Below are 18,408 nucleotides of genomic sequence, written 5' to 3' on the forward strand. Positions count from 1 at the left end.
CGACTGGCGGGATACTGGGGGCATGGAGAGGGACTCGGTCGACCGGCACGTCGAGCAGTGGCTTCCCGAACTGCCCGACCTGGATCCCCGCCTCGAGGGGATCGTGACCCGGATGCAGTTCATCGTCCGCTACCTGCGCCGGAACAAGGAGCGGGTGCTCAGGGAACGCGGTCTGCAGATGGGGGAGTGGGAGATCCTGCACACTCTCCGCCGCGGCGGCGCGCCGTACCGGGCGGCTCCGACCGCGCTGGCCGACGCCTCCGGCGTGCCGCCCACCACCATGACGAGCCGGCTGGACCGCCTCGAGGGACGCGGCTTCGTCGTCCGCGTCCACGACCCGGCCGACCGGCGGCGCCTCCTCGTCGAACTGACAGAACAGGGCCACGAGGCGTGGCGGAGCGCGATGGCCGGCCTGGACCGTGACGAGAAGGAACTGCTCGCCACTCTCGGCGCCGACGAACAGGACCGGCTGGCCGACCTGCTCCGTCCCCTCATGCGCCACGTCGACGCCCGGACGTGACCCGGCGGACCGGAACCGAGGGCGCGTGCGGACGGCGCGGAGCGAGGCGAGGGTATTTACTTTGCATTAGCGCGGTTATCGGTATGTCTGAGCCAGGCCTACGACTGGAAGATCGCAGGTCAAGGCCCCGCTACTACCGAGGAAACGTTCTTGAATAGCTCTACGATCGGTTCATGACCTCAGTTCTGCTCGCCGAGGACGACACGTCCATATCCGAGCCTCTCGCCAGAGCGCTGCGGCGGGAGGGATACAACGTCGAAGTCAGTCCCGACGGTCCGCAGGCTCTCGAGCGGGCGCTCGGGGGCGGGGTGGACCTCATCGTCCTGGACCTCGGGCTGCCCGAGCTCGACGGGCTCGAAGTGGCCCGGCGCGTTCGCGCCGAGGGCCACGGCGTGCCGATCCTCATCCTCACCGCCCGCGCCGACGAAGTGGACACGGTCGTGGGCCTCGACGCCGGCGCCGACGACTACGTCACCAAGCCCTTCCGACTCGCCGAGTTGCTGGCACGCGTCCGCGCGCTGCTGCGCCGCGGCAGCACCGAGACACCGATCGTGCAGGGTGTCCGGATCGACGCCGAATCCCGGCGCGCCTGGATGGGCGACCAGGAGCTGCAACTCACCACCAAGGAGTTCGACCTGCTCCGCGTGCTGGTACGCGACGCGGGCAAGGTCGTGACCCGAGAGCAGATCATGCGGGAGGTGTGGGACACCAACTGGTGGGGCTCGACCAAGACCCTCGACATGCACATCTCCTGGCTTCGTCGCAAGCTGGGAGACGACGCGGGCAGTCCGCGTTACATCACGACCGTGCGGGGAGTGGGATTCCGCTTCGAGCGCGGTGACTGATCGTGTGAACCCGGCGTGACCACCCCCTGGTCACGTCTCGGGCGAAAGAGAGGCACCCCCATGAGGCGACGGCTCCTGCTGTCCACGCTGGCCGTCGCGGTCGTCGCCGTGCTCCTGCTCGGCATCCCACTGGGCTATGCGACCCATCGGCTCCTCTACGACGAGGCCGAACAACAGGTCGAGCGGGAGGCGGCGACCGTGGTGGCCGGCGTGAACCTCAAACAGGAAGGCAAGCAGTCCATCGTCGGCGATCAGATCGCCAGAGAGTTCCCCAGCCGGTACATCGTCGTCACACTGTCCAACGATCAAGTGATCACGGCCGGCGTCGCGCCGCCCAAGGGCGCGCACGTCATCCGGAAGACCGCCAACGACCGCGGCGTACGGGTCCAGGTCTCCCGGGACGCCGCCGACATCGAGGCCGAGGCCCTGCGCACGTTCCTGCTGATCGGCAGTCTCGTCGTGCTCGGCGTGGGCGTGGCGGTCGGCCTGGCGATGGTCCAGGCGCGGAAGCTCACCCTGCCGCTGATCGACCTGGCCGAGACCGCCGAACGCCTCGGTTCCGGCAACGCGCGGCCACGCCGCCGCCGGTACGGCGTGCCCGAGGTCGACCGGGTCGCGGAGGTCCTGGACCGTAGCGCCGTACGGATCGCCGACCTGCTGGCCGCGAGCCGTGAGTTCGCCTCCGACGCCAGCCACCAGCTGCGTACGCCGCTGACGGCGCTGTCCATGCGACTGGAGGAGATGGTCGAGGCGGCGGAGTACCCGGACATCGTCCGGGAGGAGGGCGCGGCCGCCGCCGCGCAGGTCGAGCGCCTCGCCGCGGTGGTCGAGCAGCTTCTCGCCCGGGCGAAGCACGATCCCACCGGTGACGCGGTCCCGGTCGCCGTCGACGAGATCCTCGACCAGCAGGTGGAGGAGTGGGAGCCGGTCTTCCGGCGGGAGGGACGCCGGCTGACGGTGTCCGGCGTCCGGGGTCTCACCGCCGTGGCGAGTCCCGGCGGTCTCGCGCAGATCGTCGCGACGCTGCTGGACAACTCGCTCATGCACGGCGGCGGGACGGTCACGATCCACACCAAGGAGACCGTCTCGTCGATCGTCGTGGAGGTCGGGGACGAGGGCAAGGGGGTTCCGCCGGAGCTGGAGCGCCGGGTGTTCGACCGCAACGTCAGCGGCCGGTGGCAGGGCACCGGGCTCGGGCTCTACCTCGCGCGTTCGCTGGCCACGGCGGACGGCGGACGGCTCGAGCTCGTACGCGCGCGCCCGGCGACGTTCGCGGTCTTCTTGCGGAAGGCCGACGAGGTCCTGAAGGCGCGGGAGCGCGTCGTCAGCGGACCGGCTTAGAGATCTTGGGCCGGGTCAGTGGACCGGTTTGGGGATCGCCGGCTCTTCGTGCCGGTCGGCCGGCGCGGGCACCTGGGCCTCGGGCAGGCCGGTGTGCGGGTCGACCGGCGGCGCCGTCGGCGGCAGGAAGACCCACTTCTTGTACGCCCAGTAGCGGAACAGGGTCGCCACGCCGGTGCCGATGATCTGCGAAACGTTGAACGCCACGCCGTTACGAATATCGAGAACGTAGTAGGTGAAGCCGATGAACACCCAGGTGATCACCAGGCCGACGCCGTTGAAGACGAAGAACAGAACGTACTCGCGGCCCAGGCCGGTCCTATCGCGGTGGCGGAAGGTCCAGAACCGGTTGGCGAAGTAGGAGAAGGTGGTCGCCACGATGGTGCCGACGCCGAACGACGTCAGCGGGCCGACGCCCAGGCCCAGATGCAGCGTGTTCGAGATGCCGATGGTGATGATGAAATTCAGCACGCCGATCATCCCGAACGCCGCGAGTTCGTGGATCAGATGGGCGAATCTTTGGTAGAGGCCAATGGCGAAACGCACGAACGTCTGACCTTTCGTTCGGGCTCGGCGGCTGATCGCGCACCCTGGCACACCCGGATCTTGATACCCCTCGCTTACCAGGTTAGACGCCCTATCCGGGCGTATGGTTCCGACGGCTGCCGGCGAGTACCGCGACACGCCACGGCGGATAGGCTTCGGGCGTGACGGACAGGCAAGACATCCCGGTCGTCGGCATGGTCGGCGGCGGGCAGCTCGCACGGATGACACAGCAGGCGGCGATCGCGCTCGGCACGCCGCTTCGCGTGCTCAGCGACAGCGCCCACGCCTCCGCGGCCAAGGTCATCGCCGACGTGCGCATCGGCGACCACAGCTCCCTCGACGACCTGCGCGCCTTCGCCAAGGGCGCCGACGTCGTCACGTGGGACCACGAACACGTGCCCGGCGAGCACATCCGAGCCCTGGAAGAGGCCGGCGTCGCCTGCCGCCCCGGGTCCGCGGCGCTGCTGCACGCCCAGGACAAACGCGTGATGCGTGAGAGGCTCATCGAGCTCGGTGTGCCGTGCCCGGAGTTCGTCGTGCTCGACGACGACGCGTCCCTGGAGGCGTTCGGGCGGGACACCGGCTGGCCGGTCGTGCTCAAGGCGACCCGCGGCGGCTACGACGGCAAGGGCGTGTGGGTCTGCGCGTCCCTCGACGAGGCCCGTACCGTCGTCGAGCGCGCAGCCGCCGAGGGCATCGACCTGCTGGCCGAGCGGCACGTGCCGTTCCGCCGGGAGCTGGCCGCCCTCGTCGCCCGCTCCCCGTACGGGCAGGGCGCGGCGTACCCGGTGGTGGAGACGGTGCAGCGTGACGGCATCTGCCACGAGGTGATCGCCCCCGCCCCCGGCCTGGACCCCGAGCTGGCCGAGGAGGCCCAGCGGCTCGCGCTCGGCATCGCCGACGCCCTCGGCGTGACCGGCCTCCTGGCCGTCGAGCTGTTCGAGACCGAGCGTGGCGTCCTGGTCAACGAGCTCGCCATGCGCCCGCACAACTCCGGCCACTGGACGATCGAGGGTTCGCGCACGTCCCAGTTCGAGCAGCACATGCGCGCCGTGCTCGACCTGCCGCTCGGCGACACGACGCCGACCGCGCCGTACACCGTCATGGCCAACGTCCTGGGCGGCGAGGACCCGGACGTGTACAAGCGTTACATCCACGTCATGGCCCACGACCCCGCCGTGAAGGTGCACTTCTACGGCAAGGAGGTCCGGCCCGGCCGCAAGATCGGCCACGTCACCGCACTCGGCGACGACCTGGAGGAGACCCGCGAACGGGCCCGCCACGCCGCCGACTACCTGAGAGGGACCATATGACCGTCGGCGTCGTCATGGGCAGCGACTCGGACTGGCCGGTGATGAAGGCCGCCGCCGAGGCCCTGGAGGAGTTCGACGTCGCGTACGAGGCGGACGTGGTCTCCGCCCACCGCATGCCGAACGACATGATCGCTTACGGCTCGGAGGCCGCCTCGCGGGGCCTGCGTGTGATCATCGCAGGTGCGGGCGGCGCCGCCCACCTGCCGGGCATGCTCGCCGCCGTCACCCCTCTGCCGGTGATCGGCGTGCCGGTCCCGCTGAAGTACCTCGACGGCATGGACTCCCTGCTCTCGATCGCCCAGATGCCCGCCGGAGTCCCCGTCGCGACCGTCGCGATCGGGAACGCCCGCAACGCCGGCCTGCTGGCCGTCCGCATCCTCGCGGCGAGCGACCCGGAGCTGCGCGAGCGCATGGAAGAGTTCCAGCGCGACCTGTACGCCCAGGCCAAGAAGAAGGGCGAGCGCCTGCGCCGCGGCTGACCGGCCGTGCCGGGCATCCCTTCGGCCTGCCGTCTATGGTGGGCCGATGGCATCGGTCAAGCAGGTCCAGATCACCTTCGACTGCGCAGACCCTGAGCGCGTCGCTCGTTTCTGGTGCGAGGTGTTGGGATACGTCGTACCGCCTCCACCGGAGGGGTTTGCCACGTGGGACGATTTCGATCGCTCGCTGCCGCCTGAGCGTCAGGGGTCGGCGTTCGCATGCATGGATCCCTCAGGCGTGGGCCCGCGACTGTTCTTCCAGCGCGTTCCCGAAGGCAAGGTCGTCAAGAACCGGGTGCATCTCGACGTGCGGGTCGGCACCGGGCTCGTGGGCGAAGAGCGCGTGGCCGCACTCGAGGCCGAATGCGCACGACTGGTCGCGCTCGGCGCGGTACGCGTGCGACTACTGCGTGCCGATGGCTTCAACGAGTCGTGTCTCGTGATGCAGGACATCGAGGGCAACGAGTTCGATCTCGACTGAGTGGCCGCGAACGTACGACTCCCCCTGCGTGGTCACCGGCGGGGGGAGTCTTCGCAGTTCATGGGCCTATTTGAGGAGCTGGCGGGCCATCACCACGCGCTGGATCTGGTTGGTGCCCTCGTAGATCTGGGTGATCTTGGCGTCGCGCATCATGCGCTCGACCGGGTAGTCCTTGACGTAGCCGTAGCCGCCGAGCAGTTGCACCGCGTCGGTGGTGATCTCCATCGCGGCGTCGGAGGCGTAGCACTTGGCCGCGGAGGAGATGAAGGTCAGGTCGGCGACCTTCGCGCCCTCCATCGCCCGCTCGGACTTGGCGGCGGCGGCGTAGGTGAGCTGGCGGGCCGCCTCCAGCTTCATAGCCATGTCCGCGAGCATGAACTGCACACCCTGGAAGTCGCCGATGGGCTTGCCGAACTGCTTGCGCTCCTTGACGTAGCCGATCGCGTAGTCCAGCGCGCCCTGGGCGATGCCGAGGGCCTGGGCCGCGATGGTGACGCGGGTGTGGTCGAGGGTGGCGAGGGCGGTCTTGAAACCCGTGCCCTCCTCGCCGATGATCCGGTCCGCCGGGATCCGTACGTCCTCGAGGATGACCTCGCGCGTGGGGGAGCCCTTGATGCCGAGCTTCTTCTCGGGCGCGCCGAAGCTCACACCCGGGTCGCTCTTGTCGACCACGAACGCCGAGATGCCGCGGGCGCCCTGGGTGGCGTCGGTGACGGCCATCACGGTGTAGTAGTCCGAGACGCCCGCGTTGGTGATCCACCGTTTGGTGCCGTTCAGCACCCAGTGATCGCCGTCACGTACGGCCTTGGTCTTCATCGCCGCCGCGTCGCTGCCCGCCTCCGGCTCCGACAGGGCGTACGAGAACATGGCCTCGCCGCGGGCGACAGGGCTCAGGTACCGTTTTTTCAAGTCCTCGGAACCCGAGAGGAGGATCGGAACGGTGCCGAGCTTGTTGACGGCCGGGATCAACGAGGAAGCGGCGCAGGCTCGGGCGACCTCTTCGATGACGATCACGGTGGCGAGCGCGTCGGCGCCGACTCCTTCGTACGCCTCGGGGACGTGCACGGCGTGCAGGTCGGCCTGTACGAGCGCGTCGTAGACGGCCTGGGGGAACTCCCCGGTCTCGTCGGTCTCCGCGGCCCGTGGGGCGATCTTGTCATCGGCCAGCGAGCGCACCGTCTCCCGCAGCATCTGATGCTCTTCAGAGAGTTCGTACAGAGGAAAGTCTCCGGTCATACGCCGATCGTACGCGGTAAACCTACTCGCCAGTAGGGCCGGTAGCATGCCGAGCGGCCCGTGGGGAGGAAGACGGGGTTCGGGCACAACAACCTTTGGAAAGGAGGCGGGACCTTGGCACAGCGCTTGACCGTGATCGGTACCGGTTACCTGGGCGCCACCCACGCGGCTTGCATGGCCGACCTGGGCTTCGAGGTGCTGGGCGTGGACGTGGACGCCGAGAAGATCGCCCGGCTGACACGCGGCGACCTCCCGGTCTTCGAGCCGGAACTCGAGCCGATCCTGCGCCGCAACCTGGAGAACGGGCGGCTGCGGTTCACCACGTCCTATGAAGAGGCCGCCGCGTTCGGCGACGTGCACTTCATCTGCGTGGGAACCCCGCAGAAGCCCGGCGAGTACGCCGCCGACATGAGCTACGTCGACGACGCGGTGAACTCCCTGGCGCCGCTGCTCACCCGGGCCTGCGTCGTGGTCGGCAAGTCGACCGTCCCGGTGGGCACCGCCGAGCGGCTGAGCAGGCGGATCTCGGAGCTGAGCCCCGCCGGAGACGTCGTCGAGCTCGCCTGGAACCCGGAGTTCCTCCGTGAGGGCTACGCCGTCCAGGACACGCTGCACCCGGACCGCATCGTCGTCGGCGTCGGCTCGGACCGCGCCGAGAAGATCCTGCGCGAGGTCTACGCCTCGATGATCGCTGACGACGTCCCCTTCATCGTCGCCGACTTCCCCACCTCCGAGCTCGTCAAGGTGTCCGCCAACGCCTTCCTCGCGACGAAGATCTCGTTCATCAACGCGATGGCCGAGGTCTGCGAGGCGGCGCACGCCGATGTGACCAAGCTCTCCGAGGCCCTGTCCCACGACGACCGGATCGGCGGCAAGTTCCTCGGGCCGGGCCTGGGGTTCGGCGGAGGCTGCCTGCCCAAGGACATCCGGGCGTTCATGGCCCGCGCCGGCGAGCTCGGCGTCGACCAGGCGCTGTCGTTCCTGCGCGAGGTGGACGCCATCAACATCCGGCGCCGCATCCGCATGGTCGACCTGGCCCGTGAGCTGCTGGGCGGCTCGTTCATCGGCCGTACGGTCGGCGTGCTCGGCGCGGCGTTCAAGCCGAACTCCGACGACATCCGCGACTCGCCCGCCCTCGACGTCGCGACCTCCATCCGCGCCCAGGGCGGCCAGGTCACGGTGTACGACCCGCAGGCGCTCGACAACGCCCGCCGGGCCCACCCGGACCTGCACTACGGCGAGTCGGCGATGGACGCCGTCGCCGGCGCGCACGTCGTGCTGCTGCTCACGGAGTGGAAGGAGTTCCGGGAGATCGACCCGGAGGTCCTCGGCTCAGCGGTGGCCGAGCGCAACATCGTCGACGGCCGCAACGCGCTCGACCCCGAGAGCTGGCGCGCGGCCGGCTGGCAGTACAGGGCGCTGGGGCGCCCCTAGCCCGTTGCCGGCCGCGCTGGAATCGCCCAGTTCGCGGCCGGACGGCCCGTCGCCGGGAAGGCGACGGGCCGCCCGGTGGTTGGCACGGTCATGAGCGACTCTTACGCCGATGAGGCCGTGATCCGCCGGGTCCTTCTCGACTCGCGTACGTGGGCGTTCGTCGGGCTGCGCGACAACCCGGGCCGGACCGCGTATGACATGGCCCAGCTCCTTCAGTCCCGGGGCAAGGCGATCGTCCCGGTCCATCCCGCGACCGAGGCCGTCCTCGGCGAGGCGGGCGTCTCCTCGCTGGCCGACGTGACACAGCGGGTGGACGTGGTCGGGGTCTACCGACGGGCCGCCCACGCGGGCGAGGCCGCCGACGAGGCGATCAAGCTGTTCGCCTCGTACGGCCCGCGGCAGGACGGCGAGGTGCGGGCGGTGTGGTTCCCGCTGGACGTGGTCGACGAGGCCGCCGCGCGGCGCGTACGCGAGGCGGGCATCGACGTCGTCATGGACCGCTGCCCGGCCATCGAGTGGGCCCGCCTCCGGCTGCCCCGCTGATCACCTTCCGAGAGCCTCGGCGATCTCCTCGCGGAACTCCGCGCCGGCGAGGTTGTCGCCGTAGTCGCGCGAGTGGACGATCAGGCCGTCCCTGACCCGGATCACCATGACGTACGAGAAGACGAACGGCCGGCCGGAGCGGTTCATGGCGCCGTGCAGGCTGTACTCGGCGATGACCACCTCGGGGTCCGAGGTCTCCCAGAGGACCAGCGGATCGACCTTGGTGAAGCGGCGTGCCGGGGCGACGGCCTTGAACCGGGCGCGGTGACCCTCGCGCCCTTCGAAGCGCTCGGGGATTCCCGGCGGAGCGAACGGCAGCTCGATGACGGCGTCCGGCGCGTACAGGTCGGCGACATCGTCCCAGGCGTTGTCGGCGGAGGCGCGCAGGAAACGCTCGACGACCTGACGGGGTGTGGCAACGGACACGGAAGACTCCAAAGGAGAAGGCCACTAGGGCTCACGGATATAGAATCGGAGCGAACGCTCCGGTTGAGACGTTACGGAACATGCGCTCCGGTTGTCAATCGGCCCGATCGCGAGGGAAGAGAGGTGGCATGTCCGGATCCGTCGACTCCGGGACGGGAGAGCGGCGAGCGGACGCCCGGCGCAACCGTGCTCGTGTGCTCGAGGCCGCTCAGGAGGTGTTCGCCGCCGATGGGCTCGCGGTGCCCCTGAGCGAGATAGCCCGGCGAGCCGGCGTCGGACCGGGAACGGTGTACCGCCATTTCGCGAGCAAGGAGGCGCTGTTCGAGGCGGTGGTGGCCGACCGGCTCGCCCGCCTCGTCGACGACACGGCCGCCCTGGCCGCCGGCGACGATCCGGAGGCGGCGTTCTTCGCCGCCTTCTCCCTGGTCGTCGAGCGGGCCTCGCTTAACAGGGCGTTGTGCGAGGCGCTCATGGTCCGTACGGGGCGGAGTGTGGAGGTCGCGGCCGAGGTCAGGGAGCGCTACCGCGCCGCGCTCGCCGCGCTGCTCGAACGGGCTCAGCGGGCCGGAGCCGTACGCGCCGACGTGACCGTCGACGACGTCCAGCGTCTCGCGCGCGGTTGCATGAGCATGGAGCAGGAAGGCTCATCCGGGCGGGCCACCGCGATCGTCTGCGACGGACTCCGGGCCGCCCGTCCGGAACGCCCGGCCGACCTGCCGCCCGTAACGAAACGGGCGCCCGAGGTGCGTAACGAAAGTCGCCCGGAGGCGACGCGTGCGCGGCCCGTCGCGAAGACGGCGCGCTGTGCGGAGTGCGGGGCGCCCATCGAGGCGGCGCACACCGGAAGGCCGGCCCGGTTCTGCGGGGCGGCCTGCCGGCAGAAGGCGCACCGCCGGCGTGCGGTCGGCCGGTCGCCGCACCCCGATTGAGACGTTCAGAAGGACGTTCAGAAGGCCGTTGCGCCGGCGCGGGCTCCGAGGGCGTCCTCGACGGTCGCGTGGACGGGGACCGCGGCGGCGATCCCGGTGATGTCGACGACGCGGGCGGGGCTGCGCTGCAGCGCAGCCAGGCTGGGCATGCCGCCGAGCCGGCGCGTCCTCTCGCAGGCCATGAGCAGGACTCGCAGGCCGCTCGTGTCGAGGAACGCCAGCCCGGCGAGGTCGAAGACCAGGTCGTCGCCCTCATGCAGGATCTCCGGGAGCCATGCCTCCAGTTCGCGCGCGGTGAGGGCGTCGAGCTCCCCGCCGGCCGAGACGACGGTGGTTCCGGGCAGGCGCCGGTGCGTGAGCGTCAGCAGTTCCATGGGTGGGCTTCTCCGCTTCTTTCCGCGTAAGGGCCTAGGCCCGCGGGGCGGTGGGTTCGACGTGGGCGAGCGTCTCCAGCAGATGGTCGTCGACTCGCGCGCCGTTGTACAGCGCGCAGACCCAGATACTGCGGACACATCGCTCGATGGTCTCGGTGGGGATCAGATCGAACCGGCCGATCAGCCGCTCGGCGGCGATGTCGCAGGCCGCGGAGGGCTCCCAGGCGGAAGTGGCCATGACGAACGTCCTTCTCGTGGGAAAAGACTGTCCCGAGCCACTTCTTGACCGGTATGTCGGATCTTACGGTTTTTGTCCATGGGGCGCCAGTGCCGTATCCACGTCAGTGGGGGCGGCGCATCTCGCGGGTGCCGCCGTCGTCCTCGTCCGGCGGGGTGAAGAACGACCGCTCGCGCTGCGACCGATCCGGCTCGTACAACGGCACGTCGAACTCCGTCTGCCCGTAGGCGGTGGCGGACGCGTCGGAGGACCCGTAGACGGAGACGTCCCCCGGCTCCGGCGGCACGTTGCGCGGCGTCCCGTACGCCGGGGTGCTGCCGTCGTCCCGTGCGGCGTGGCGGTGCCGGCCGGTGGAGGTGGGACGTCGCGGCGACTCCTCGGACTCGGGCAGGCCGTACTCGTACGCCGGTTCGACGTCATCACCGGACCGGGCCCGCCACCGCGAGGGGAAGAACGACCCGAACAGCAGGCCGACGCCGACGAACAGCATGAATCCCTCCTCCTCCAGGCCGGCGAGCGTGACGCGCTGGCCCTTGAGGGGGAAGCGGTTGATGAGATCGGCGGTCGTCTTCTGGGAGATGAAGAACAGCACTCCGGCCGCGGTGAGGATCAGGCCGCCGAGCAGCGAGCCGAGCGGCGACAGCCGTGAGGACGTGAGCAGGGCGAAGACGATGGCGGCACCGGCCAGCAGGCCTCCGCCGAGCCACTTGTCGGTCGTGTGGCCCTGCATCACGAAGCCGTGCTGCAGGCGGTACGTGCCGAAGATCAGAAGCCCGGCGAGAGCGGCTGTGAGGATCAACCCCAGGAGGAGTCCCCAGGCGTGGCGGGCGCCGTTCGACATGGATGTTCCTCCCAGTGGGCGGCGACACCGGCGGGGTCACCGGTTCACCAGCAGGCTAGTGGCCCGGCGAGTTGGGAAAAAGAAGCATCTTCCGGACAGGGCCTTCTGACCCCGCCGGTCAGGCGCACCTCACGGCCAAGGTCACTTGCAGAGGTTCTGCGTGGCCGTCTTCGCGTTCACCTGCTGCTGGGAGTCGCCGGCGGGCGCCTTGGCGGGTGCGTCGACCGTGACCTTCTTCGCCCCGGACCAGGACGACCCGACCACCACCTGCAGCCGGGACCCGAGCCCGGCCACCTCCTTCAGCCGCGCCCCCGGGATCGCCGCCTTGAGCGTCTTCGCCGAGTCCTCCCGACCCGGCGCGTACTGGATGACGGTCGTCTCGACCCCGTGCCGCGTGCCCGGCACCACGCTCGCCCCGAACCCCGCGTCGCGCAGGTCGCCGGCGGCCTTGGCGGCCAGCCCGACGGTGCCGACGCCGTTGACGACCCGGACGTCGATGTCGCGCGGCGCCACGGTCAGGCCATTCGACTTCGCCGACGCGGTCGGCGAGGCGCCGGCCGGCGAACTCGGGGAGGACTTCGGCTGCTCGACGATCGGCTTGTCCCGCTGGATCTGGTCGAACAGATTCCCGGCGGCCCGGTCGTCCCACAGCACGGTGGACTGGCGCACCCCGCCGATCGGCGTCAGGTAGTTGCTGTTCGCCAACGGCACCGTCGTGAAGGCGATACTGTCCGTGCTCATCCCCTTCATCTGCGTGGCCAGCGACGTCAGCGTCCCCTTCGACAGCTCCTTGTCCGCCCGGATCGTGCTCAGCGCCGCGCTCAGCACGGCGGGGTACTTCGTCGGGTCGGTCAGCGCCTTGTGCGCCACGGCGGACATGAACTGCTGCTGCCGGTTGATCCGGCCCAGGTCGCTGCCGCCGGTCAGGGTGTAGCGGGCGCGCGAGTAGGCGAGCGCGGTCTTGCCGTCCACGGTGGTCTTGCCCGCGGGCAGCTGCAGGCCGCTCTTGGGGTCGTTGATCGGCTGGTTCGTGCAGACGGTGACGCCGTCGAGCGCGTCCACGACCTTGATGAAGCCCAGGAAGTTGAGCTCGACGTAGTGGTCGACGTGCACGCCGGTGGCCCGCTCGACCGTCTGCACGGCGAGCGTCGGCCCGCCGTACATGTAGGCCCAGTTGAGCTTGCCCTGGCGCTCGCCGACCTCGGTGCCGCGGGCCCCGTCGCTGCCGTTGGATTTGTGCGACGGAATGGTGACGAGAGAGTCACGCGGCAGGCTGACCACGGTGATCTTGTCGTGCTTCGACGAGATGTGCACCAGCATCATCGTGTCGGAGCGTTCGCCGTCGGCCCGGCCCAGATGCAGGTCGCTGATCTGCTGGGGAGTGAGCCCCTCACGGCGGTCGACGCCGGCCAGCAGGATGTTCATAGAGCCCTCGGGCCCGGAGTCGGGGCGGTTCTTCAGCCCCTCGAAGGCGTTGACGCGCCGCACGCTGCCGAGGACGTAGTCCTGGAACGCCCAGCCGCCGCCGGAGAAGAGCAGCACCGCCGTCGACAGCACGCCGGTCGTCACCAGGTAGCGGCGCTGCCGCCGCGCGCCGTCCGGCGCCACGGCGGTCCTGCGGGCGGGGCGGTCGACGCGCACGTGGGAGGACTCGGCGTCGCCGAACGCGACGCCTTCGACCTCCGCGGCGTCTTCGTCACCCGGAGCACCCGGGCGGGGGCGGAAGTAACGCTCCTGCGGGTCGGACTCCTCGTCGTGTGCCATGACGGCTCGCCTCTCCGGGGGGTGCGAAGTCTTGCCTTCATTGCGGCGTTCCTCGCGTTCGTACAGTACCGTGGCGCCGTCATGAATCCCTCGCCCAACACACAGGTCGCCCGAAACCGCGTTTGGCCGGCCGTGTCAGTGATCATGCCCGTGCTCAATGAGGAGCGGCATCTCGCGGAGGCGGTCAGGTCCATCCTCACCCAGGACTACCCGGGTGAGCTGGAGCTCGTGATCGCTGTCGGGCCCTCCCGCGACCGTACGCAGGAGATCGCCGAGAAGCTCGCGGCCGACGATCCGCGCATCGTCGTCGTCGCCAACCCGACGGGCCGTACCCCCAACGGCCTGAACGCCTGCATCCAGGCGTCGCGGCACGAGATCGTCGTCCGGGTGGACGGCCACTCGCTGCTGCCGTCCGACTATGTGCTCGCGGCCGTCGAGACGCTCGAGGAGACCGGCGCGGACAACGTCGGCGGCATCATGGCCGCCGAGGGCGTCACGCCGTTCGAGAAGGCCGTCGCCCGCGCGATGACCACCAAGATCGGCATCGGCAACGCGACGTTCCACATCGGCGGCGGGTCGGGCGAGGCGGAGACCGTCTACCTCGGCAGCTTCCGGCGCAGCGCCCTCGACCGGGTCGGCGGGTACGACGAGACGTTCGTCCGCGCGCAGGACTGGGAGATGAACCACCGCATCCGCCAGACCGGCGGCAAGGTCTGGTTCACGCCCCGCATGCGCGTGACGTACCGGCCCCGGCCGAACCTGGGGGCGCTGGCCAGGCAGTTCTTCCACACGGGCAAGTGGCGGCGTGTCGTCGGCCGCGAGCACCAGGGCACTCTCAACCTGCGCTACCTCGCGCCGCCGCTGGCCGTCGTCGCGATGGCCGCCGGCGTGGTCGCGGGCGCCTTCGGCTTCTGGCCCGGCTGGATCATCCCCGGCGGGTACGCCGCCGCGATCCTCGCGGGCTCGGTCGCCACCGGGCGGGGCCTGCCGTTCTCGGCGTGGGTGCGGCTGCCGCTGGTGTACGCGACGATGCACGTCGCGTGGGGCCTCGGGTTCCTGCTCAGCCCGCCGAGCCTGGGGCGCTCTCCCGGGCGGTGATCTGTTCGGCGATCAGCAGATCGACCGGATGCGTGATCTTGATGTTCTGCTCGCTGCCCGGGACGACCTGGACGGGGATCTCGGGCAGGTAGCGGTGCACCACGCCGCAGTCGTCCGTCGGCGGGCGCTCGGTGAACCCCGGGTCGGCCAGCGCCCGCTCGTACGCCGCGCGGATCGTCGCGAGCCGGAACCCCTGCGGCGTCTGGAAACGGCGCAGCCGGTCCCGCGGCGGCATCTCCACGACCCGGTCGCCCTCGACCACGACGACCGTGTCGGACGAGGGCACCGCCACCGCGACGACCTCCTCGCGCTCCAGCGCGGTGACGCAGTCGGCGATGATCCGGGCGTCGACGAAGGGGCGGGCCGCGTCGTGGAACAGCACGCGAGCGTCGCCCGGCCGGTCCTCCAGCGCGGCCAGGGCCCGCAGCGTCGACTCGGTACGGGTGGCGCCGCCCTCGACGACACCGGCGACCTTGGTGTACGGCTTGGCGATCACCTCCGCCTCGGCCACGTGCCCGGCGGCCATCACCACCAGGACCTCGTCGATGTCCGGCGCCGAGTCGAACGCCTCGATCGCACGGGCGAGAATCGGGCGGCCGCCCACCGTCGCCAACTGCTTCGGCGCGCCCAGCCCCAGGCGCAGGCCCGTTCCACCGGCGAGGACGACCGCAATGGTGCTCATGTGCCCGCACTTTACTGTTCGCCACGTGCACCGTGAGGGCCCACCGCGCGTCGACAGCGGTAACCTATGGGGACCTTTGCCGCGTCACCCGGCTGAACGGATGTTTACGGCGAGGAGGCGGCGCCGTGACGGTCGCGGTATGGTCGGCGCTCGCATCTCACGGCTCTGCCGGAGAAAGACCCCCACCCCAGACCTGAGGACTACAGACATGATCTTCGGAGGGTGCCGATGACGTTGGCAGTGGTTCTCGCGACCGAGGCGGTCGCGTCCGGGTCCACGCCGACGGCCGGCCTCACGCTCCCGGGCGGCGGCCCCGTAGTCGCCCGTGTGCTCGCCCAGCTCCAGTCCCTCGATGTCGCCGACCGCCGCGTGATCGCCCGCCCCGAGTTCGCCGAAACGCTCCGGGAGCAAGGCTGCGAGGTCGTCGAGTCCAAGGGACTCGGTGACGACCTGCGCGAGATCGCGCGCGTGGCCCGTGCGGCGAAGGAGCCGATGCTCCTCGTGCACGGCGACGTCGTCGCCCACCGCGAGGTGTTCGCCCGGCTCGTCTACAACTCCAAGGCTCCGGCCTCCGCCGCCGTCGCCCGTGTCCCCGTGGACGACGACGACCTCAACCGCCCGCTCCTCCGGATCGGCAAGGGCCGCATCAGGTCCGCGGGCTCCCCGTACCACCAGGTGACCGACCCGAACGCCGTCTTCCGCGGCGTCGTGCGCGTGTCCGAGGAGGAGACCGCCACCCTCGCGCAGGTGGCCGAGAAACTGGCCGAACTGGCCGACAAGCCGGACGGCTTCACGGAGATCAGCCCGATCCGCCACCTGTGGCAGGACCCGGCGGACACCGGGGACGCCGAGATCGAGCAGGCCGACGGCGACTACCAGAGCGCCCTGGCCACCACCCCGATCACCGGAGACGACGCGCCGGCACTGCTCGTCGTCGGACTGGTGCGCTCGGGTGTGAAGGTGACCGGCCGCGGCAACAGCGTCCTGCTGTGCGAGCGGGTCCTCGACCAGACACAGGCCGACGCGGCCCAGCGCGCCATCGACGCCGTCGACGAGGACAAGGTCCGGCTCAGCGCCGCGGTCAAGAACAACGACGGCTTCTTCACCACGTACGCGGTCAGCACCTACTCCCGCTACATCGCCCGCTGGTGCGGCAAGCGCGGCTGGACGCCGAACTTCGTCACCGCGATCTCGATGGCGATCTCGGTGGTGGCCGCCTACTTCTTCTCCACCGGCCAGCGGTGGGGGATGGTCCTCGGCGGCGTGTCGCTGTACTTCGCGTTCGTCTTCGACTGCGTGGACGGGCAGCTGGCCCGCTACACCCGCCAGTTCAGCACGCTGGGCGCCTGGCTCGACGCGACGTTCGACCGTGCCAAGGAGTACACCGTGTTCGGCGGCCTGGCCGCGGGCTCGACCGCGGCGGCGATCGGCAGCTCGGTGCACGGCGGCGACGTGTGGTTCCTCGCCGTGACCGCCATCACCGCGCAGACCTGCCGTCACATGGTCGACTTCGCCTTCGGCGCGTCGAAGCGGCGGATGCCTCCCGAGCCGATCCCGATCGTCCCGCTCGGCATGCCGGAAGACAGCGTGCTGGACGAGCCGGAGCCGACGAAGAGCCGGCCGAAGGGCAGCGGGCTGAGCCACCTCGCGGTGTGGCTGTCCGCGCGCTCGGAGAAGGTCCGCGTCTTCCACTGGTTCAAGAAGATGATCGTGCTGCCGATCGGCGAGCGGTTCGCGCTGATCGCGCTGACCGCCATGTTCTTCAACGCCCGTGTGACGTTCTTCGCGCTGCTCACGTGGGGCACGGTCGCCGCCTTCTACACGATCGCCGGCCGTATCCTCCGTTCCCTCACCCAGCCCCGGTCTGTGGCGGTCCAGAAATGAGCACAGTGGTTCCCGGCATGTCGCCGGCGGGCGACCAGCCCGCCACCGCCCACGCCCCGGTCCCGGACGCCGAGCTCGCCTACCACGGCAGCCGGCTGGTCGCCTACCGCGACGACGGCCCGATCGCCCACGCGCTCGGGCGGCTCACCAAGGGACAGCTTCCGCCGTTGCTCCCGCTGCTCGTCGCGGGTATCGTCACCGCGATCCTGCTGGTGGCCGGGGTCAACGGGCAGACCAGCCCGGCGGTCTTCGCCCCGGTGCTGGTGCTGCTGCTGGCGGGCCCGGGCTCCACGCATCCGCACAGCGGACGGCTGGACTGGCTCGTGCCGCCGCTGATGCGGGCGATCGAATACGGATACCTGGCGACGCTGGGCTTCGCCCACGGCGTTTCCAAGCCGCTGGTGTACGCCTTCCTGTTCGTGCTGGCCTACCACCACTACGACACCGTCTACCGCACGCGGCAGCGGCTGTGGCCGGCCAAGTGGGTGTTCGTCGCCGGCCTGGGCTGGGAGGGCCGCATGCTCATCGCCGCGGTCGCCACGCTCGTGGGGAAGCTGCCCATCGTCCTGGCCGTCCTCGGCGTCTACTTCCTGCTCCTGTTCGGCATCGAGAGCGTCTACACCTGGGTGCGGACCGGTACGGGCAAGGGCGTCATGGTCAATCTCGAGGAAGAGGAGGAAGCCGGCTCATGATCGGCATGGTTCTGGCCGCGGGAGCGGGGCGTCGGCTCCGCCCGTACACGGACACACTCCCCAAGGCACTGGTGCCGGTCGACGGTGACACGACGATCCTCGACATCGCGCTCGGCAACCTCGCCGAGGTCGAGCTGACCGACGTCGTCATCGTCGTCGGGTACCGCGCGGAGGCGGTCGAGCAGCGCAAGGCCGCGCTGGAGAGCCGGTACGGCGTCTCGATCACGCTGGTGCACAACGACAAGGCCGAGGAGTGGAACAACGCCTACTCCATGTGGCTGGCCCGCGACCACTTCGCCGACGGCGTCCTGATGGTCAACGGCGACACGGTGCACCCGGTGAGCGTCGAGAAGACCCTCCTGTCGAACCGCGGCCCGGACATCCTCCTCGCCGTCGACGACGTCAAGAAGCTCGCCGACGAGGAGATGAAGGTCATCCTCGACGGCGACGGTCACCTGCAGCGCATCACCAAGCTGATGGACCCGTCCGAGGCGAACGGCGAGTACATCGGCGCCACGCTGCTGGAGCCGGCCGCGGCGCAGCCGCTCGCCGACGCGCTGAAGGCCACCTGGGAGCGCGACCCCGACCTGTACTACGAGGACGGCTACCAGGAGCTGGTGAACCGCGGCGGCAAGATCTCGGTGGCCCCGATCGGCGCGGTCGACTGGGTCGAGGTCGACAACCACGACGACCTGGAGAAGGCCCGCCGGATCGCCAAGGGTTACTGATGCCGCTGCTCACG

21 protein-coding genes are annotated in these 18,408 nt (G+C 70.2%); 13 read left to right on the forward strand and 8 right to left on the reverse strand.

Translation table 11 applies throughout. From position 1 onward, the window contains the following. The first annotated feature begins 22 nt into the window (after positions 1-22). The 3 genes from ACYVF7_RS08310 to ACYVF7_RS08320 all read left to right on the forward strand — a co-directional run bounded on the left by ACYVF7_RS08310 (position 23) and on the right by ACYVF7_RS08320 (position 2,706). Entirely contained in the window at positions 23-520 is a 498-nt protein-coding gene (locus ACYVF7_RS08310; RefSeq protein ID WP_460337290.1) for a MarR family winged helix-turn-helix transcriptional regulator, read from the forward strand. Positions 521-693: 173 nt separating this feature from the next. Beyond that, positions 694-1,365 (forward strand): response regulator transcription factor, encoded by a 672-nt coding sequence (locus ACYVF7_RS08315; RefSeq protein WP_141956913.1) that lies wholly within the window; start codon positions 694-696, stop codon positions 1,363-1,365. Between the two features lie 60 nt (positions 1,366-1,425). Further along, positions 1,426-2,706, forward strand: a complete 1,281-nt coding sequence (locus tag ACYVF7_RS08320; protein WP_460337293.1) for a sensor histidine kinase — start codon at positions 1,426-1,428, stop codon at positions 2,704-2,706. Positions 2,707-2,721: 15 nt separating this feature from the next. Here the strand turns inward: ACYVF7_RS08320 and ACYVF7_RS08325 are convergent, their stop codons facing one another. Further along, positions 2,722-3,252 carry a GtrA family protein gene (locus ACYVF7_RS08325; protein ID WP_460337296.1) on the reverse strand — a complete coding sequence of 177 codons (531 nt, stop codon included), beginning with the start codon at positions 3,250-3,252 and terminating at the stop codon, positions 2,722-2,724. Positions 3,253-3,413: 161 nt separating this feature from the next. Here ACYVF7_RS08325 and ACYVF7_RS08330 point away from each other — a divergent pair, with 161 nt between their 5' ends. Genes ACYVF7_RS08330 through ACYVF7_RS08340 form a run of 3 tightly spaced genes read left to right on the forward strand, consistent with a single transcriptional unit; the run spans position 3,414 to position 5,525 of the window. Then, positions 3,414-4,565: a 5-(carboxyamino)imidazole ribonucleotide synthase gene (locus tag ACYVF7_RS08330; RefSeq protein ID WP_460337299.1), complete on the forward strand. Its 1,152-nt coding sequence runs from the start codon at positions 3,414-3,416 to the stop codon at positions 4,563-4,565. Beyond that, positions 4,562-5,044, forward strand: coding sequence for a 5-(carboxyamino)imidazole ribonucleotide mutase (purE, locus tag ACYVF7_RS08335; RefSeq protein ID WP_460337302.1), 483 nt, complete (start codon positions 4,562-4,564; stop codon positions 5,042-5,044). The genes ACYVF7_RS08330 and purE overlap by 4 nt, the downstream gene beginning before the upstream one ends. Before the next feature lie 46 nt (positions 5,045-5,090). Beyond that, positions 5,091-5,525, forward strand: coding sequence for a VOC family protein (locus ACYVF7_RS08340; RefSeq protein WP_460337305.1), 435 nt, complete (start codon positions 5,091-5,093; stop codon positions 5,523-5,525). A gap of 66 nt (positions 5,526-5,591) precedes the next feature. Here ACYVF7_RS08340 and ACYVF7_RS08345 read toward each other — a convergent pair whose 3' ends face one another. Continuing rightward, positions 5,592-6,761, reverse strand: coding sequence for an acyl-CoA dehydrogenase (locus ACYVF7_RS08345; RefSeq protein ID WP_460337308.1), 1,170 nt, complete (start codon positions 6,759-6,761; stop codon positions 5,592-5,594). A gap of 174 nt (positions 6,762-6,935) precedes the next feature. Between ACYVF7_RS08345 and ACYVF7_RS08350 the strand changes: the two genes are divergently transcribed. Together ACYVF7_RS08350 and ACYVF7_RS08355 are read left to right on the forward strand one after the other, a co-directional pair. Next, positions 6,936-8,195: a UDP-glucose dehydrogenase family protein gene (locus ACYVF7_RS08350; RefSeq protein ID WP_460357833.1), complete on the forward strand. Its 1,260-nt coding sequence runs from the start codon at positions 6,936-6,938 to the stop codon at positions 8,193-8,195. A gap of 90 nt (positions 8,196-8,285) precedes the next feature. After that, the gene (locus tag ACYVF7_RS08355; RefSeq protein ID WP_460337311.1) at positions 8,286-8,738 is read left to right on the forward strand and encodes a CoA-binding protein; all 453 of its coding nucleotides are present in this window, start codon (positions 8,286-8,288) and stop codon (positions 8,736-8,738) included. Here the strand turns inward: ACYVF7_RS08355 and ACYVF7_RS08360 are convergent, their stop codons facing one another. Beyond that, positions 8,739-9,164 carry a nuclear transport factor 2 family protein gene (locus ACYVF7_RS08360; protein WP_460337314.1) on the reverse strand — a complete coding sequence of 142 codons (426 nt, stop codon included), beginning with the start codon at positions 9,162-9,164 and terminating at the stop codon, positions 8,739-8,741. 128 nt (positions 9,165-9,292) lie between these two features. On the opposite strand from ACYVF7_RS08360, the gene ACYVF7_RS08365 reads away from it, so the two are divergent. Next, positions 9,293-10,093, forward strand: a complete 801-nt coding sequence (locus ACYVF7_RS08365) for a TetR/AcrR family transcriptional regulator (RefSeq protein ID WP_460337317.1) — start codon at positions 9,293-9,295, stop codon at positions 10,091-10,093. A gap of 17 nt (positions 10,094-10,110) precedes the next feature. Here the strand turns inward: ACYVF7_RS08365 and ACYVF7_RS08370 are convergent, their stop codons facing one another. The 4 genes from ACYVF7_RS08370 to ACYVF7_RS08385 all read right to left on the reverse strand — a co-directional run bounded on the left by ACYVF7_RS08370 (position 10,111) and on the right by ACYVF7_RS08385 (position 13,310). Then, a complete protein-coding gene (locus tag ACYVF7_RS08370; protein ID WP_460337319.1) occupies positions 10,111-10,467 on the reverse strand; it encodes an STAS domain-containing protein in 357 nt (118 codons plus the stop codon). Positions 10,468-10,501: 34 nt separating this feature from the next. Further along, positions 10,502-10,705, reverse strand: coding sequence for a hypothetical protein (locus ACYVF7_RS08375; RefSeq protein WP_460337322.1), 204 nt, complete (start codon positions 10,703-10,705; stop codon positions 10,502-10,504). Between the two features lie 103 nt (positions 10,706-10,808). Next, on the reverse strand, positions 10,809-11,546 hold the full coding sequence (locus ACYVF7_RS08380; RefSeq protein ID WP_460337325.1) for a hypothetical protein: 738 nt from the start codon (positions 11,544-11,546) through the stop codon (positions 10,809-10,811). A 141-nt stretch (positions 11,547-11,687) separates the two neighbouring features. Further along, positions 11,688-13,310 carry an LCP family protein gene (locus ACYVF7_RS08385; protein WP_460337328.1) on the reverse strand — a complete coding sequence of 541 codons (1,623 nt, stop codon included), beginning with the start codon at positions 13,308-13,310 and terminating at the stop codon, positions 11,688-11,690. Between the two features lie 81 nt (positions 13,311-13,391). Between ACYVF7_RS08385 and ACYVF7_RS08390 the strand changes: the two genes are divergently transcribed. Further along, a complete protein-coding gene (locus ACYVF7_RS08390; RefSeq protein WP_460337330.1) occupies positions 13,392-14,408 on the forward strand; it encodes a glycosyltransferase family 2 protein in 1,017 nt (338 codons plus the stop codon). Here the strand turns inward: ACYVF7_RS08390 and ispD are convergent. Next, on the reverse strand, positions 14,371-15,090 hold the full coding sequence (ispD, locus tag ACYVF7_RS08395) for a 2-C-methyl-D-erythritol 4-phosphate cytidylyltransferase (protein WP_460337333.1): 720 nt from the start codon (positions 15,088-15,090) through the stop codon (positions 14,371-14,373). The genes ACYVF7_RS08390 and ispD overlap by 38 nt on opposite strands. A 228-nt stretch (positions 15,091-15,318) precedes the next feature. Here ispD and ACYVF7_RS08400 point away from each other — a divergent pair, with 228 nt between their 5' ends. The 3 genes from ACYVF7_RS08400 to ACYVF7_RS08410 are packed head-to-tail and all read left to right on the forward strand — an operon-like array spanning position 15,319 to position 18,394. Beyond that, positions 15,319-16,974, forward strand: a complete 1,656-nt coding sequence (locus ACYVF7_RS08400; protein WP_460337336.1) for a CDP-alcohol phosphatidyltransferase family protein — start codon at positions 15,319-15,321, stop codon at positions 16,972-16,974. After that, positions 16,971-17,666, forward strand: coding sequence for a DUF5941 domain-containing protein (locus tag ACYVF7_RS08405; RefSeq protein WP_460337338.1), 696 nt, complete (start codon positions 16,971-16,973; stop codon positions 17,664-17,666). The genes ACYVF7_RS08400 and ACYVF7_RS08405 overlap by 4 nt, the downstream gene beginning before the upstream one ends. Next, a complete protein-coding gene (locus ACYVF7_RS08410) occupies positions 17,663-18,394 on the forward strand; it encodes a phosphocholine cytidylyltransferase family protein (protein WP_460337341.1) in 732 nt (243 codons plus the stop codon). The genes ACYVF7_RS08405 and ACYVF7_RS08410 overlap by 4 nt, the downstream gene beginning before the upstream one ends. The last annotated feature ends 14 nt before the right edge of the window (positions 18,395-18,408 follow it).

Source organism: Actinoallomurus acanthiterrae (assembly GCF_054775715.1).

What these genes read in the sequence shown, in the direction of transcription:
- ACYVF7_RS08310 (WP_460337290.1), top strand. Translation starts at nt 23, where the DNA reads ATGGAGAGGGACTCGGTCGACCGGCACGTCGAGCAGTGGCTTCCCGAA.
- ACYVF7_RS08315 (WP_141956913.1), top strand. Translation starts at nt 694, where the DNA reads ATGACCTCAGTTCTGCTCGCCGAGGACGACACGTCCATATCCGAGCCT.
- ACYVF7_RS08320 (WP_460337293.1), top strand. Translation starts at nt 1,426, where the DNA reads ATGAGGCGACGGCTCCTGCTGTCCACGCTGGCCGTCGCGGTCGTCGCC.
- purE (WP_460337302.1), top strand. Translation starts at nt 4,562, where the DNA reads ATGACCGTCGGCGTCGTCATGGGCAGCGACTCGGACTGGCCGGTGATG.
- ACYVF7_RS08340 (WP_460337305.1), top strand. Translation starts at nt 5,091, where the DNA reads ATGGCATCGGTCAAGCAGGTCCAGATCACCTTCGACTGCGCAGACCCT.
- ACYVF7_RS08345 (WP_460337308.1), bottom strand. Translation starts at nt 6,761, where the DNA reads ATGACCGGAGACTTTCCTCTGTACGAACTCTCTGAAGAGCATCAGATG.
- ACYVF7_RS08350 (WP_460357833.1), top strand. Translation starts at nt 6,936, where the DNA reads ATGGCCGACCTGGGCTTCGAGGTGCTGGGCGTGGACGTGGACGCCGAG.
- ACYVF7_RS08355 (WP_460337311.1), top strand. Translation starts at nt 8,286, where the DNA reads ATGAGCGACTCTTACGCCGATGAGGCCGTGATCCGCCGGGTCCTTCTC.
- ACYVF7_RS08365 (WP_460337317.1), top strand. Translation starts at nt 9,293, where the DNA reads ATGTCCGGATCCGTCGACTCCGGGACGGGAGAGCGGCGAGCGGACGCC.
- ACYVF7_RS08370 (WP_460337319.1), bottom strand. Translation starts at nt 10,467, where the DNA reads ATGGAACTGCTGACGCTCACGCACCGGCGCCTGCCCGGAACCACCGTC.
- ACYVF7_RS08375 (WP_460337322.1), bottom strand. Translation starts at nt 10,705, where the DNA reads ATGGCCACTTCCGCCTGGGAGCCCTCCGCGGCCTGCGACATCGCCGCC.
- ACYVF7_RS08380 (WP_460337325.1), bottom strand. Translation starts at nt 11,546, where the DNA reads ATGTCGAACGGCGCCCGCCACGCCTGGGGACTCCTCCTGGGGTTGATC.
- ACYVF7_RS08385 (WP_460337328.1), bottom strand. Translation starts at nt 13,310, where the DNA reads ATGGCACACGACGAGGAGTCCGACCCGCAGGAGCGTTACTTCCGCCCC.
- ACYVF7_RS08390 (WP_460337330.1), top strand. Translation starts at nt 13,392, where the DNA reads ATGAATCCCTCGCCCAACACACAGGTCGCCCGAAACCGCGTTTGGCCG.
- ispD (WP_460337333.1), bottom strand. Translation starts at nt 15,090, where the DNA reads ATGAGCACCATTGCGGTCGTCCTCGCCGGTGGAACGGGCCTGCGCCTG.
- ACYVF7_RS08400 (WP_460337336.1), top strand. Translation starts at nt 15,319, where the DNA reads ATGACGTTGGCAGTGGTTCTCGCGACCGAGGCGGTCGCGTCCGGGTCC.
- ACYVF7_RS08405 (WP_460337338.1), top strand. Translation starts at nt 16,971, where the DNA reads ATGAGCACAGTGGTTCCCGGCATGTCGCCGGCGGGCGACCAGCCCGCC.
- ACYVF7_RS08410 (WP_460337341.1), top strand. Translation starts at nt 17,663, where the DNA reads ATGATCGGCATGGTTCTGGCCGCGGGAGCGGGGCGTCGGCTCCGCCCG.